Origin of the sequence: Meiothermus sp. CFH 77666, assembly GCF_017497985.1 — a bacterium.
Taxonomy (GTDB): domain Bacteria; phylum Deinococcota; class Deinococci; order Deinococcales; family Thermaceae; genus Meiothermus.
The window spans coordinates 22,096-35,050 of sequence record NZ_JAGDFV010000008.1; the positions used below are offsets into that span (position 1 = coordinate 22,096).

The 12,955-nt window shown below is 62.7% G+C and carries 14 protein-coding genes and 1 pseudogene; 6 read left to right on the forward strand and 9 right to left on the reverse strand.

Features of this window, described 5'->3' with window-relative positions; genetic code table 11:
- Positions 1-24 precede the first annotated feature (24 nt).
- The 5 genes and pseudogenes from J3L12_RS05910 (at position 25) to J3L12_RS16905 (ending at position 2,848) form a co-directional block, all read left to right on the forward strand.
- The gene (locus J3L12_RS05910; RefSeq protein WP_208014126.1) at positions 25-744 is read left to right on the forward strand and encodes an alpha/beta fold hydrolase; all 720 of its coding nucleotides are present in this window, start codon (positions 25-27) and stop codon (positions 742-744) included.
- A 339-nt stretch (positions 745-1,083) separates the two neighbouring features.
- A complete protein-coding gene (locus J3L12_RS05915) occupies positions 1,084-2,046 on the forward strand; it encodes an IS110 family transposase (RefSeq protein ID WP_208014127.1) in 963 nt (320 codons plus the stop codon).
- A gap of 169 nt (positions 2,047-2,215) precedes the next feature.
- Positions 2,216-2,326: pseudogene (locus tag J3L12_RS17070) on the forward strand (DDE transposase family protein); the annotation flags it as partial.
- Between the two features lie 17 nt (positions 2,327-2,343).
- Positions 2,344-2,532, forward strand: coding sequence for a hypothetical protein (locus J3L12_RS17075; RefSeq protein WP_347708855.1), 189 nt, complete (start codon positions 2,344-2,346; stop codon positions 2,530-2,532).
- Between the two features lie 193 nt (positions 2,533-2,725).
- Complete coding sequence (locus J3L12_RS16905) at positions 2,726-2,848, forward strand: hypothetical protein (RefSeq protein ID WP_279381101.1); 123 nt, start codon at positions 2,726-2,728, stop codon at positions 2,846-2,848.
- Between the two features lie 322 nt (positions 2,849-3,170).
- Here the strand turns inward: J3L12_RS16905 and J3L12_RS05925 are convergent, their stop codons facing one another.
- Entirely contained in the window at positions 3,171-5,942 is a 2,772-nt protein-coding gene (locus tag J3L12_RS05925; protein ID WP_208014128.1) for a tetratricopeptide repeat protein, read from the reverse strand.
- Between the two features lie 154 nt (positions 5,943-6,096).
- Here J3L12_RS05925 and J3L12_RS05930 point away from each other — a divergent pair, with 154 nt between their 5' ends.
- On the forward strand, positions 6,097-6,576 hold the full coding sequence (locus J3L12_RS05930; RefSeq protein WP_208014129.1) for a TlpA disulfide reductase family protein: 480 nt from the start codon (positions 6,097-6,099) through the stop codon (positions 6,574-6,576).
- Positions 6,577-6,925: 349 nt separating this feature from the next.
- On the opposite strand, the gene J3L12_RS05935 is transcribed toward J3L12_RS05930, so the two are convergent.
- The 8 genes from J3L12_RS05935 to J3L12_RS05970 all read right to left on the reverse strand — a co-directional run bounded on the left by J3L12_RS05935 (position 6,926) and on the right by J3L12_RS05970 (position 12,877).
- Entirely contained in the window at positions 6,926-7,378 is a 453-nt protein-coding gene (locus J3L12_RS05935) for a CZB domain-containing protein (RefSeq protein WP_208014130.1), read from the reverse strand.
- 204 nt (positions 7,379-7,582) lie between these two features.
- A complete protein-coding gene (locus J3L12_RS05940; RefSeq protein ID WP_208014131.1) occupies positions 7,583-8,347 on the reverse strand; it encodes a sulfite exporter TauE/SafE family protein in 765 nt (254 codons plus the stop codon).
- Positions 8,338-8,691 (reverse strand): rhodanese-like domain-containing protein, encoded by a 354-nt coding sequence (locus J3L12_RS05945; RefSeq protein WP_208014132.1) that lies wholly within the window; start codon positions 8,689-8,691, stop codon positions 8,338-8,340. Before J3L12_RS05945 ends, J3L12_RS05940 begins: the two co-directional genes overlap by 10 nt.
- Positions 8,691-9,032 carry a rhodanese-like domain-containing protein gene (locus J3L12_RS05950; protein WP_208014133.1) on the reverse strand — a complete coding sequence of 114 codons (342 nt, stop codon included), beginning with the start codon at positions 9,030-9,032 and terminating at the stop codon, positions 8,691-8,693. Before J3L12_RS05950 ends, J3L12_RS05945 begins: the two co-directional genes overlap by 1 nt.
- A complete protein-coding gene (locus J3L12_RS05955) occupies positions 9,029-9,691 on the reverse strand; it encodes a rhodanese-like domain-containing protein (protein WP_208014134.1) in 663 nt (220 codons plus the stop codon). Before J3L12_RS05955 ends, J3L12_RS05950 begins: the two co-directional genes overlap by 4 nt.
- 28 nt (positions 9,692-9,719) lie before the next feature.
- Positions 9,720-10,028 (reverse strand): rhodanese-like domain-containing protein, encoded by a 309-nt coding sequence (locus tag J3L12_RS05960; RefSeq protein WP_208014135.1) that lies wholly within the window; start codon positions 10,026-10,028, stop codon positions 9,720-9,722.
- Positions 10,029-10,093: 65 nt separating this feature from the next.
- Positions 10,094-11,536: an MBL fold metallo-hydrolase gene (locus tag J3L12_RS05965; protein ID WP_208014136.1), complete on the reverse strand. Its 1,443-nt coding sequence runs from the start codon at positions 11,534-11,536 to the stop codon at positions 10,094-10,096.
- Between the two features lie 66 nt (positions 11,537-11,602).
- The gene (locus J3L12_RS05970) at positions 11,603-12,877 is read right to left on the reverse strand and encodes an FAD/NAD(P)-binding oxidoreductase (protein ID WP_208014137.1); all 1,275 of its coding nucleotides are present in this window, start codon (positions 12,875-12,877) and stop codon (positions 11,603-11,605) included.
- Between the last annotated feature and the right edge of the window lie 78 nt (positions 12,878-12,955).

The window sequence follows — 12,955 nt, forward strand, 5'->3', positions numbered from 1 at the left end:
TGGGCTTTCGGCTATTCTTTGGGTATGTCTATTCCGGTGATCTTTCTCCACGCCTTTCCTTACAGCCCGGCCATGTGGGAGGGACAGCTCGAGGTCGTGAAGGGGCATCCCGTCCTGGTGCCTGAGATTTTGGGTTACGAGAGCCTGGAAAGTGCGGCGGCCCATGTGCTGGTGGAAATGGACAACCGGGGCTGGGAGAAGGCGGTGTTTGTAGGGCTTTCGATGGGGGGCTACGTGATGTTCCGCTTGTGGAATTTGGAGCCCGAGCGCTTCCTTGGGATGGTGCTGGCCGATACCCGGGCCACCCCCGACACCCCTGAACAAAAAGCGGCCCGGGCCCAGATGGCCTTGCGAATTCAGCAGGAAGGAACGGGTTTTTTGCCCGAGGCCTTGTTGCCGGGCCACCTTGGCGAGAGCACGCGCACCCGGAACCCGGCTTTGGTGGAGCAGGTGCGCCAGACCCTGCTGGCTGCCGAGCCGGCCAAGACCATTGCCAGCCTCAAAGGGCTGGCCGAGCGCCCCGACTCGGTACCGTTGCTGCCGGATATTGCGGTTCCGGCGCTGATACTGGTAGGGGAAGAGGACACCCTGACCCCTCCCGCCGATGCACGGCAGATGGCTGCACAAATTCCCGATAGCCGGATGCTCCTAATTCCCCAGGCGGGCCATCTGGCCAACCTGGAGAACCCCAAAGCCTTCAACACCGCTCTACGGGGCTTTCTGCGTGAGCTGGAGGGGCACTGAGCACACCGTTGTAGAGATGTCCATACACCTCCAGGTTTCTCGGAGGTATTGATCTCTAGTCCCCTCCCTACCGCGTAGGGAGGGCGGGGAGGGTATTGGGCGAAGCCCTCAACCGCTCAACTACACGAAGGTGCTGCTCCACAACCCCACCCAACCTCCCCTTATATCTTAGTAACGGGCAAGGCGTAGTAGACCGTCCTCCCCTGAGTTCCCAGAGAACGCTTTGTAGCATGGGTCACTACGCCTCCACCCTTTCCAGCATAAACCCGAACAGTTGCTAGAGAACCATCTCGCATCATAAGGCTGGGTTCCTTGGAAAGTGCCTGAGCGGAGGGGGGTATGCATCAAGTACCCGGAGTCTACATTGGCATCGATGTGAGCAAGGATCGCCTGGAGGTGGCCGTGGAGGGTAGCTCAGCAAGCCTGGCCTGCCATAACCGTGAGGCTGAGATTGCTGCCCTGGTAGAGCAGCTGGTGCGGCTTCAGCCCCAGCGGGTGGTGTGTGAAGCCACCGGGGGCTATGAGCTGAACCTGGTGCTGGCCGCCGTGGAGGCGGGTCTGCCGCTGGTGGTGGCCAACCCCCGGCAGGTGAGGGATTATGCCAGAGCCACCGGGCAACGCGCCAAGACCGACCGGCTGGACGCGCAGGTGCTGGCCCGCTACGCCCGGGTGGTAGCGCCCCCGCTGCGACCCCTACCCGAGGCCCAGACCCGCGAGTTGGAGGCCTGGGTGACCCGTCGTCGGCAGGTGGTGGGGCTCTTGGCGATGGAGAAACAACGCCTGCTCCAGGCCCGTACCCCCGCCCTCCGGGCCAGCCTGGAGGGTCTGATCCAGCGACTGCAGGAGGAGGTGCGCACCCTCAACCAGCGCATCCAGGCCCTGATCGAGCAACACCAAGCCTGGAGCGAGCGCAAGCGCCTGCTGACCTCGGTCAAAGGCATCGGCGAGACCATCGCCGCTGTGCTGCTGGCCGAACTGCCGGAACTGGGCCGACTCAACCCCAAGCCGATCGCGGCCCTGGCCGGTCTGGCCCCCTTCAACTTTGACAGCGGGCAGCTTCGCGGGCAGCGGCACGTCTACGGGGGACGGGCCTCGGTGCGTTGCGCCCTCTATCAGGCCGCCCAGGTAGCCTGCCGCTTCGAGCCGTACATGCAGCACCTGTACCAACGTTTCATGGCTCAGCACAAGCCCCACAAGGTCGCCATCACCGCCTGTGCCCGGCACTTGCTGGTGATGCTCAATGCCATGCTGCGGGATGGTCAACCCTGGAATCCCCCGCCCATTCCTGCACAGGCTGCTTGACTTTCAATACAGTTGCTACACGGTAGGGGAGGAACGAAAGGGCGTCTGCTACGGCTTTTGCCAGAACATACAGCATTGTACGTGCCAAAATGGGCGGCTCTGCAAGGGTATTTGTACGACTAGGCTTTTATCATAAGCACATATCAAATCTGTCTCCATCCCTAGTCCGTTGCCGCATCTAGCCCAGATACCCGATTCCCGCGAGTTCCTGAAAACGCAACATCGCTGGCAAGACCTGCTGCTGATCTGCTTGATGGCGGTGGGGGCTGGGCGACACAACATCCCGGCCATCAGCCAGTGGCTGAAAGACCATCGCGCTTTCCTGCTCAACCAGGTATCCGTACCCGCCTGGGCCAGCGGAAGCTACCGGCCCAGGCCACCCTCTACCGTTGCTTCCAGTCCCTCTCAAAGCAGCTCGACGCCCTCCAGTCCGCCTTGCTTGACTGGGCCCAGGAGGTATGGCAGACCCTGTTTGCCCCTGGCTGAACAGGCCCGCCAGGGCTCTGTCCCGACAGGGGATCGTCCTGTCGCTGCGGATGGGAAACACCTGCGGGGTACCCGGCGCATCCGGCAAGGGGAAGAGGCGCTGGTCTTTTTGTCAGCTTTGGTTTAGGGGCTGGGGCTCTCCCTGGGCAGCCAGGCGGTTGTTGCCGGTGAGGCAGCGGCGGCGCATGGACGGGTGGTACGCATGGAGGGGCTGGGGGTGGACTGGATACTGACGGGGGATGCCGCTTTGTGCAACCCGGAGCTGGCTGCAGCGGTGGTGGAGCGAAAGGGGGAAGAGAACCAGGCGAAGCTCTAGGGACTGATCTGGTGGGCTATTGCCAGCTACCAGACCACGGATCAACACATCCAGCACCAGGTACGGAGGGATGCAACAGAGGGTTGTGGCAAGAATACCGGGGAGCTACGGGAGGAGACCGCCTATGCGCTGACCCGTCTGTGGGGGGGACATTGGGAGGTGGAGAACCACCTACACCACAAGCGAGACACGGTGTTGGGAAGCTGCAAGGGGGCGGTGGGGTTGATGTACTTACGGGATGTCATCCTGAGCCTCTTGCATCTCAAAAAGTGGCCGGTGTTGCGCACGGTTAGAAAGTTCTCGGCAAATCCTAAGGCTCTACTCAAGTTAATTCGAGGGTTGTGATAAAAGCCTGGAGCCGGAGGGCCAGCACATCCTCGAGGGCCAGTGGGGAGCGATTGCCCAAACGGGCCTGGAGGGCCTCGGCGGGCCAGATTTTCCCCAGCACCCGGCCCAGTTGGGCGCGGTAAGGAGCGGGCAGACCCATGCAGCTTTGTAGCTTTTTCCAGGCGGCTTCCTCCTGGCCGAGCCCCAGCAGGGCCTGGGTTTCGAGTCCCAGCTTCCAGCTCTGCACGCCGGGGTCTTGCAAATCGCCGATCTGCACCACCTGCGCCAGGGCCTCGGCCCACTTCTCCTGCCGGGCCAGGGTCTCGGCGTAGCCCAGGCGGGCCTGGGCCTGGAAGTAGGGGTCGCTTTGCTGCAAACAGCCCTGCATCATGGCCTCGGCTTGGTCGGGCGGCATCAGCAAGGAAAGCTTGAGGGCCACGTCAATCGCCAGGGCAATATAGCGGTCGCCGGGAAGCTTTTTGCTGAGGAGCTCTTCGCGCAGCTCGCGCAAAATTTTCTCGCTCTCGGGGGCTTTTTGTCCGCCCACATAGGGCGGCAGGTACGGCAGCCCGCTGGCCCGCACCCAGTAGGCCACGGCAATGCGGTAGAGGGTGCGCCGGTGGCGGTAGTGGGCCTCCTCGGGGCGTTCGCGCACCTCGCGCAGGTAGCTTTCGGCCTCGGCCAGCAGGTTCAGGGCCTCCAGGGGGCGGCCCCGCACCAGCTCCAGCACGCTGGCCTCGCTCATGGCGCGGGCGCGGATAAACCCGTCGGAGGCTTCGCGGATGGACTGGTAAAGGTATTTCTCGGCTTCCTCGAAGTTGCCGATGCGGCGCAGGGCGGTGCCGAACCGGGCCCGTACCCTGGCCACCTCTTCCGGGGGCGCCCCCGAGGATTCCAGGGCTTGCAAGCCCTGCCGCATCTGGGCCTCGGCCTCGTAGACCCGTCCGGTGCGCAGGAGCAAATCGCCCGACTGGTAGCGGGCCCGCCCCACCAGCAAGGGGTCGTGGGAAACCTGGCGTAAGGCTTCCAGGGCTTCCTCGAAACGGCCTGCGTCCTTGGCTACCAGGCCCTGCCACAGGCGTACCCGGTCGGCCAGGAAGGGCTGGATGGGCATTGAAAGGGCCTGCTGCACATAGGCTTCGGCCTGGGCATAGTCGCCCTGCCAGCGCTCGACCGCCGCCCAGACCAGAAGCCCCTCGGCCCCCACGTCGCCCGAGAGCGTCTCGGGTGGGGGCAACAGCTCCAGGGCAGCCGGGAAATCCCCCGCGTCCACCCGGGCCTCGGCGGCCTTGACCCGGGCCCAGGACTGGGTGGCGGGGTCGGCGGAACGAAAGAGCAGCTCGAGGGCCTCGAGGGCCTCGGGGTGGGCGTACTGGCCCAAGACCGCGCGGTAGCGCACCACCGCCATGGCCAGTTTCTCCCGTTCGGGGCCGGGCCAGTGCTGCGACTCGGCCCAGAGGGTGGGCAGGAGCGAAAGCCGGCTGGGGTCTTGGGAAAGCAACTCCAGCAGCTTGTCGAGCCGGTGGGCCCCCCGGGCGTGATGGAGCAGGCGGAACAGATCGCCCTTGAAAAAATCCAGCGCCAGGGCGTGTAGTTTGCGGGCTTCTTTTTCGGGGACGATGGGCAGCAGGGTGCGCAGGGCCGGGCGTACCTTGCCCTCGCCCATGGGGGCCAAGAGCGCCCGCTCGGCCTGCGAGAGGTGCTCGAGGCCCTTGTTCAGGGCCTTTTCCAGCAGGGCTACCGGAATGCCGGGGTCGGCCTCGGGGGAGAGCACCGCCAGCGCGTGCAGGATGGGGCGCAGGGTGGTGTCCTGGGCCAGATTCGGGGTGCTCCCGTGGGTCTGGGCGGCCTCCAGCAGCACCAGCCGGGAAAGCTCGGCGAAGTTGCGCCCGGCCTGGTTCACCAGGGCCTCCACCCGTTCGGGGGGCAGGTCGGGCAGGCGGTCTTTCACGTAGCGGCGAGCCTCGGCCCGGCTGGGGGCTGAAAGGGGGCTCCAGGCCAGGTTGGGCGGGGGTTCGGAGAGCCCGGCCAGAAAGGGGATGGTAAGCCGCCGCAGGAGGGGCTCGACCCAGGCCGCCAGCCCCACCGGGTTGCCCTGGGCGTCGCGCAGGCTCAGCCCCCCAATCTGGCCCTCTTTTTCGGCCCGCAGGAGCAGGGGTTTGCCGAAGGCGTTGAGGGCCTTGGCAATCTCGTTGCGGAGCTCATCTTGCAGGGCGGCCTGCAAGGCGTAGGGCTGGGTGGGGGAAAGCTGGGAGAAGATGCCCTCGAGCTCGATGTCCAGCTTCTCGGCCAGGGGGTGCAGGTGCTGGGCCAGCTCCCCCCCCAGGTTCACCATCAGGCAGTTGGGCACCGCCCGCTCCACCGCTGCCAGCAGCACGCCCTTGCCGGTCGCGGCGCCCCCCACCACCACCATCTGGGGTTTGTCGCCCTGCTCCAGCGCCCGCACGAAACGCCGGAACAGCCTGCGCTTGTCGCGCCCCAGGGCCCGCCGGGCCGACTCGAGGGCCAGCTCCGAGGGCAGGCTGGGGGCCTCGAGGCCCGACTCGGTGTACAAATCGCCGATTACCTCAAACAGGCGCAGCTTTTCCTCCGGGCTGCCCAGGTCTTTGTACAGAATGTTGCGAACCGTGCCGGCCCGTCCGCCCCGCTCGGCCACCGCCGCTTCCAGCCAGCGTAAACTGCCTTTTTTGCCCCGGTGGTCGCGCCCCGAAAGGTGTGGGCGCAGGTTTTCCAAATAGGTCTGCCAGAGTGTACTCACTTCTCCCACAATATCTACACCATACCGGGGTGTAGTGTAATCTGCAAGTAATAAAATTAAAAGCCCTTGCTTTTTGGCGGTCATTACTTTTTAATTCATAGTGTTTATACCCTCTACAGGTATGCTTCACAACTAGCCTTCGTTCAAATAATGGGGAGGAAACATGAATCGCTGGTTGGCAATGCTGGTGTTCTTTGCAATCGTTCTGGCAGCCTCACCAGGCCAGGTAGCCCCCGACTTTCGACTGCGCGATGCTTCCGGCAAGGTCTACACCCTGGCCAGTTTCAAGGGGAAGCCAGTGGTGATTACCTTCTGGGCAAGCTGGTGCCCTATCTGTAAGGCCGAGTTCCCCAAGCTGCACCAGCTGGCCCAGCAGTACAAGGTGCCCTTTGTAGTCATCAGCCGCGAGCCCAGAGATACCGACCAGGTGGTGCGCGACTACATGAAGACCTACCCCAACTTTTTACCGTTGCTGGCCCTGCCAGGCGGAGATAACCCCGTAGCTGTGGCTAACCGTTATAGAGTGCTGGGGCAGCCCTGGACGTTTGTGCTGGATGGTGAGGGAAAGGTGGTCAACCTGTACGCGGGCAAGGTAGAGGTAGATGCACTCAAGGACGACCTTGCGCTGGCCGGGTATGAGTAGTTCGGCCAGATTGAGGTGGATTATTGAACAGTTGACAGGCGGGTAGCCCTTCAGTCTGTCTTAACTCTGGAGTACGCCCTTTGGTAGGATTGATACCTCGCCGTTTGGCAACGAATCAAAGCGGCACAAGGGTCATCGAATCCAACAACGAAAACACCTGCCATTCCGAGGAGGCGTTAGCCGACGAGGAATCCGGTACTGCACAGGGCTAGTGATTGTTGGGGATGGCAGCACTTCGGATTCCTCGCTGCGCTCGGAATGACACTTTTGGCTGGGTTTTTGTGCCTTTCGCGTCACCGTTCTGAGTATTCCCGGTGTACCCGCTCGTGCATCCACGGATATTCACAGCTCAATTAAGGGTACGCTCCTTGTGCATCAGGGTGGCGAGATTGAAGACGATATCTTTGGAGAGGCGATCAAACTCGCTCTCGAGCATAACCCGGGCCGCCTCCACGCCCCGCATCCGAAGGGTTTGCACGCCCCGGGCTGCGTATAGATGAAAGTTCCGATGGGTTTCGCGCAGGGCAGCAAACTCGGGGTGCAGGGCCAGGGTGCTGCGGGCGGCCTTGCCGTAGAGCCACTGCCCCAGGGCGCACTGGTTGTCCTGCATGACCGCAACAATATCTATTTCCTCGTTAGACAGGCCTAGGATGCGATCCTCGAGGCGCTTGCGCCAGGCCAGGTGAGTATTGATGACGGCCTGCACATCAAGGCCCATGAAGCGTTGCTCGGCTTCTTCTAGTTTGGGTGCTTCTGTGGGCTGTTTGCGGCCCCAGCTGCGGAGCCAGTCTAAAAGGTTCATACTGAAGATAATCTAGAAGCAAATTGTTGAAAACTCTTGCAAAAATCCCCTGAATACAGCATTACGAGCGTTATCGCGCTCTTCACAGATGCGACTGCCCATCCACCAGGCGGCCACTGTTTTGTTCAGGACAAGGGATTCTTAGTCCTGGATGATTCGATTTTTGTGAGGAGCGCTAGTCCTATAGCAAGGCGTAGTGCCTTATTATCCATGAAGCACTTTGGGCAGGTTCTGCCACAGAATAAAAACCCCCATCACCACCAGAAACCCGGCAAAGCCGCGCCGTAGGGTTAGTTGGGGTATAGAGGCAGCAATGCGTCCGCCGAACAGGCTGCCTACAATGCCGAGTGCGGCAAAGAGCAGCACAATGTCCCAGTGCACGGTGTAGCCCTGCTCGGGCAGCAGATGGAGGTACTTGTAAAATCCACTGGCGGATTTCATGGCCACCACCAACAAACTGGTGCCCACCGCCAGATGCATGGGAAGCCCTCCCAGAAGTACCAGGGCGGGTACGATGAGGAAACCCCCGCCCACCCCCACCAGCCCGGTCAGGGCACCGACGATCAGGCCATCGAGGATGATTTTGAGATAGGAGCGCTTTTGGGCCTTGGCCTCGAGCTTAGGGGGGCGGAACATCATGTAAGCCGCCAGAAGCATCACCACCGCAAACAGCCCCAGCTGCCAAACCCCCGGCACCCACTGCGAGAAATACGCTCCCAGGTAGGTTCCCGTCATGCCGGGGATGCCAAAGAACAGCACGTTACGCCAGTCAATCTGCCCCTTGAGGGCATAGGGCACGGCCCCCACCAGGGCTATCAGGCCCACAATAGCCAACGACTCAGCAATGGCTAGCTTGTCGGGCTCGCCCACCAGATAGACCAGAATGGGCACCGTCAGGATGGAGCCTCCCGACCCCAACATGCCCAGGGCCAGACCGATCATGACAGCGCCTATCCAGGCTAGGTACATGGGGCCTCCTCGGGTTTGAAGGGGGTTTCGACCTGCTTCCCACGGCCCTTGCACGAGAGCTCGTAACCCTGGGCGGCATACCCCTGGATGCCGCTGACCAGTTTGCCCACCTCGAAGCCCTCGTACTCGAGCACCTCCGCTGCCAGCCCGGCCCGGCTGCCGGTAGCGCAGATGGTTATGATGGGGCTTTTCAGACTGCCAAGTTGATCGAGCAGCTGTTCCAGCGGGAGATTGCGGGCTCCTGGAATGTGGCCTGCGGCGTACTCCTCCGGCGAGCGCACGTCGAGGAGCAGGGCCCCTTTTTTCTGCCAGAAGGAGAGCTCGTTGGGAAAGACATCGAACATCACTTCACCGGGAGTTTGTGCTGCTTCCAGGCCAAGAGACCCCCAGCCAGGTTGTAGGTGGTGTAGCCGCGCTCGGCCAGAAAACGGGCCGCCTGGGCGCTGCGGTTGCCGCTTTGGCACTGGCAGATGATTTCCTTGTCCTTGGGGAGCTTGTCCCACTCCTGGGCTAGCCTGTCCAGGGGCAGGGCCTGGGAGCCGGGAATTTTGCCTTCCTGGCGCTCCAGGGGGGTGCGAACGTCCAGGATGATGGCCCCGGCCTTGGCCTTTTCGTAAGCCTCGAGGGGGCCGAGCCGCCCCACCTTAGCCCCACCCCCCAGCAGGCTTTTGAGCCAACCGATCAACGCGCCACCTCAAAGCCCGAGGCCATCCAGCCGTAGGTGCCGCCCTCGAGGTTCCCCACCTTGGCGCCATCAAAGCCCTGGCCTACCAGGAACTCCGAAGCCTGCGAGGAACGGTTGCCCGAGGCGCAGACCAGCACCAGCTTGCGGTCTTTGGGCAGGTTCTTGGACTCCGCCACAAAACGCCCCAGGGGGATGTTCACTGCTCCCGGTACGTGCCCCATGGCATACTCGTAGGGTTCGCGCACGTCCACCACATACGCACCCTCCTGAATCCACTGCTGGGCCTGGTGGGGGGTCAGCTCGGTAAAGGCGGTGTCGTGGTAGGTGGCCTCCAGGGGCTGGGTGTCCAGGGGCAGGCCCATCTGGTACCAGGCCATGATGCCGCCATCCAGGTTCAGCAGGTTGGAATACCCCTTGGCCGAGAGCCAGCCCGCCGCCTGGGCGCTGCGGTTGCCGCTGCGGCAGTAAAGCACCACGGGCTTGTCCTTGGGAATCTCCGAGAAGCGCCCGGCGAACTCGGAGAGGGGGATCAGCAGGGCTCCCTCGATGCGCACCTGGGCAAACTCTTCGGGCTCGCGCACATCCACGAAGAGCACGTTTTCTTCTTGCAGTTTGCGGGCTTCCTGGGGGCTGATGTCTTTGTACGGTACGGTCAGCATGTTTTCCTCCCTTTTAGATGGGGCTGGTCTAAACCGGGCTTGCGCAGGGGATACCGGCCTCGCACCAGGCCTTGATGCCGCCCTCGAGCTGCCAGACCTTGGGGTGGCCCAGGCTTTGCAGGGCTCTGAGACCCTCCTGCGAGCGGTTACCGCTCTTGCAGTAGAGCAGAACGGGCTGGTCGCGCTCGAGGTACAAAGGCGCCAGGCTGGCCAGCTTGGACAAGGGCAGGCGCAGGGCCCCCGGCAGTACGCCGTCGGCCCACTCCTCGGGCTCGCGGATGTCCACCACCTGGTAGCGTTCCAGGGTATGGTAGGCGGTTTTGACGTTCAGGTTCATGGGTGTTCAGGTTTCGTGGGGGAGCCCCTGGCAGGGCCAGGGGCCGTGGGCAGGTTTTGCGAAACTCAGGCCTCCACCAGCTCGCGGGCCGGGCCTTTCTCCACCGGGAAGCCTTCCTGCTGCCAGGCCCGGATGCCCCCGGTGAGGTTAATCAGGTTGTTGAAGCCTGCCGAAAGCAGGGCGCTGATGGCGGTGGAGGAGCGGTCTCCGCCCAGGCAGTGCACCACCACCGGCTTGTCCTTGGGAATGCGGTTCAGATGGTTCATCACCCGTCCGGCGTGGATATTCAGGGCACCAGGGATGTGGCCGGCCAGGTACTCGTCGGCTCCGCGCACGTCCAGGATGGCCACCTCGCCTTTTTCCCAGCGGGCCTTGGCCTCGGCGGCGGTAATCTGCGGCACGGTCTCGAGCTCGCCCTGCACGTAGCCCTCGAGGCTGGGAATATAGCCCACCACCCGATCCAGCCCGATGCGGATGAGTTGCTTGACCAGCTCGTGCACCCGCTCAGGGCTGGCCAGCAGGATGAAGTCGCGGTCGTAGGGCAAGAGCCAGCCGGCCCAGGTCGAGAAGCTCTTGCCCGCCGGGATGTTGATGGCGCCCCCCAGGTGCCCGCCGGCGAAGGCCAGCTTGTCGCGGGTATCTACCAGCAAAACGCCTTCCGACAGCTTTTGCTGGAACTGCTCGGGGGTGAAGAGGTGTGGCTCCTTGAGGTCGCCCAGGATGGGCATACCGTCGCGGTTGAGCCGCTTCATCTGGGCGAAGTAGTAAGGGGCCTCGGGCTGGCCGGACAGTAGGGCCTTGACGAAGCCTTCCTCGTCATTGTTACGCAGGTAGTCGGCCCACCAGGCAAAGCGGCGCTCATAGCCCACGGTGGTGCTGGCGACGGCCCCCAGCCCCTTGCCGCAGGCGCTGCCCGCGCCGTGGCCGGGCCAGACCTGCACGTAGTCGGGCAGGGTGAGGAACTTCTCTTTGAGGCTCTTGAACATGCGCCGCGCACCGGGCTCGGCGGTGCCCATAATGCCCGCTGCCTCTTCCAGCAGGTCGGGGCGACCAACATCGCCCACAAACACAAAGTCGCCGGTCAGGATGAAGCCGGGCTCGCTGGCGGCCGCGCCGTCTTGCACCAGGAAGCTGATGTGCTCGGGGGTGTGGCCGGGGGTGTGTACCACGGTCAGGGTGATGTTGCCCAGCTTGATCTGGTCGCCGTCTTTGACCAGCTGGTAGTCGAAGCCCTCCAAGCCCTTGTACTTCCAGTTTTGGTCGCCTTCGTCGGAGAGGTAGAGCTTGGCCCCGGTGGCCCTGGCCAGCTCCCGCGCCCCGGAGAGATAGTCGGCGTGGATGTGGGTCTCGGTGATGGCCACAATCTTCATGCCGTTTTTCTGGGCCTCATCCAGGTACACCTGAATATCACGCCGGGGGTCTACCACGATGGCGGTACCCGCGGACTGACAACCGATGAAGTAGCTACCCTGAGCCAAACCTTCCTCGTAAATTTGCTTGAAGAGCATTAGCAAACCTCCACCTGGCAGGATATATCCCCAGGGGATATTTTGTCAAATACCCCCCCAGGATATTTAGGCCAGCCCCTTCAACATTAGATTCCAGTACATGAAAGGCAGGCCGTGCTTCTTGAGAAGCCACATGTCGTAGCGTTCCTTCTGGGTGTTAAAGGGGAGGGTGGGGTGCCAGACATTGTCGTAAAGGAACTCAGCCAGGAACATCTTGCCGTAGGCCGTCACCAGCGGGCAGGAGGTGTAGCCGTTGTACTGCTTCTTGGGCTCCTGGCCTTTCATCACCTCCAGCAGGTTGGCCACCAGCACCGGGGCCTGCTTGCGGATGGCCGCGCCGGTTTTGGAGGTTGGCAGGCTGCTGGCATCGCCCAGGCTGAACACGTTGGGGAAGCGCACGTGCTGCAGGGTGTGTTTGTCCACCTGCACCCAGCCTAAGGGCGTGCTGGGGTCGGCCAGGGGGCTTTGTTTGAGGAAGTCCGGGGCGCTTTGGGGGGGCACTACGTGGAGAAAGTCGAAAGGAATGGTCACCCGGGGCCTGGGTGTACTGGGGTTGGCCTTGACCTCTGGATGATTCACGGTGTACTCGTAGGTGGCCTCTTTTTTGAGTCCATCCACCGCTACCAGCTCGTGGTGGAACCGGGTCTGGATGCCGTAGCGCTCCACTACCTGATCCAGTACGGCCTTGATCTCGGGCACCCCGAAGATGGTGGTTCCAGCCGAGCCGAAGACGATCTGGGTATCTTTGCTGATTCCCTTGCGGCGGGCATGGTCGGCGGCCAGATACATGATTTTTTGCGGAGCGCCGCCGCACTTGATGGGCGTGCTGGGGGCGCTGAACAGGGCCACCCCGCCTTTGAGCTGCTGGAGAAACGACCAGGTTTTGGGCGCCAGGTCGAATCGGTAGTTGCTGCTCACGCCGTTTTGGCCCAGGGTCTCTTCCAGCCCCTCAATCTTGTGCCAGTCGAGCTGAATACCCGCAGCCACCACCAGGTAGTCGTAGCCGATCTGGCGGCCGTTCTGGGTGCGCACCACCTGGCGTTCGGGGTCTATTTCCTGGGCGTACTCCTGGATCCAGCGCACACCCCTGGGTATCTGGTTTTCCTGGGGACGTACTGAGGCCTGGGGGTTGTAGGTGCCTGCCCCTACCAGCGTCCAGGCGGCCTGGTAGTAGTGCTTTTCGGAGGGCTCGAGCACCGCCACATCCTCCACCCCTTTGCGCCTGAGCTGGGCGGCCACGGTCAGGCCTGCCGTCCCGCCGCCGACAATCAGGATTTTATGATGGAGCCGCTCCTTAACCTGGCTCCGTGCCGTAATGGCCTTTTCCTCCCTTACAATCATGAAAACCAACCTCCCTTGAAACCTGGCATCGTTCAGTCCAGGGTAGGTATAACTTTTGGTTGAAGCAAATAGCTTTTG

Excerpts from the sequence above, each read along its gene's own strand:
- J3L12_RS05940 (WP_208014131.1), bottom strand. The coding sequence starts at position 8,347 with ATGTACCTAGCCTGGATAGGCGCTGTCATGATCGGTCTGGCCCTGGGC.
- J3L12_RS05970 (WP_208014137.1), bottom strand. The coding sequence starts at position 12,877 with ATGATTGTAAGGGAGGAAAAGGCCATTACGGCACGGAGCCAGGTTAAG.
- J3L12_RS05930 (WP_208014129.1), top strand. The coding sequence starts at position 6,097 with ATGAATCGCTGGTTGGCAATGCTGGTGTTCTTTGCAATCGTTCTGGCA.
- J3L12_RS05915 (WP_208014127.1), top strand. The coding sequence starts at position 1,084 with ATGCATCAAGTACCCGGAGTCTACATTGGCATCGATGTGAGCAAGGAT.
- J3L12_RS05945 (WP_208014132.1), bottom strand. The coding sequence starts at position 8,691 with ATGTTCGATGTCTTTCCCAACGAGCTCTCCTTCTGGCAGAAAAAAGGG.
- J3L12_RS05955 (WP_208014134.1), bottom strand. The coding sequence starts at position 9,691 with ATGCTGACCGTACCGTACAAAGACATCAGCCCCCAGGAAGCCCGCAAA.
- J3L12_RS05910 (WP_208014126.1), top strand. The coding sequence starts at position 25 with ATGTCTATTCCGGTGATCTTTCTCCACGCCTTTCCTTACAGCCCGGCC.
- J3L12_RS05960 (WP_208014135.1), bottom strand. The coding sequence starts at position 10,028 with ATGAACCTGAACGTCAAAACCGCCTACCATACCCTGGAACGCTACCAG.
- J3L12_RS05965 (WP_208014136.1), bottom strand. The coding sequence starts at position 11,536 with ATGCTCTTCAAGCAAATTTACGAGGAAGGTTTGGCTCAGGGTAGCTAC.
- J3L12_RS05935 (WP_208014130.1), bottom strand. The coding sequence starts at position 7,378 with ATGAACCTTTTAGACTGGCTCCGCAGCTGGGGCCGCAAACAGCCCACA.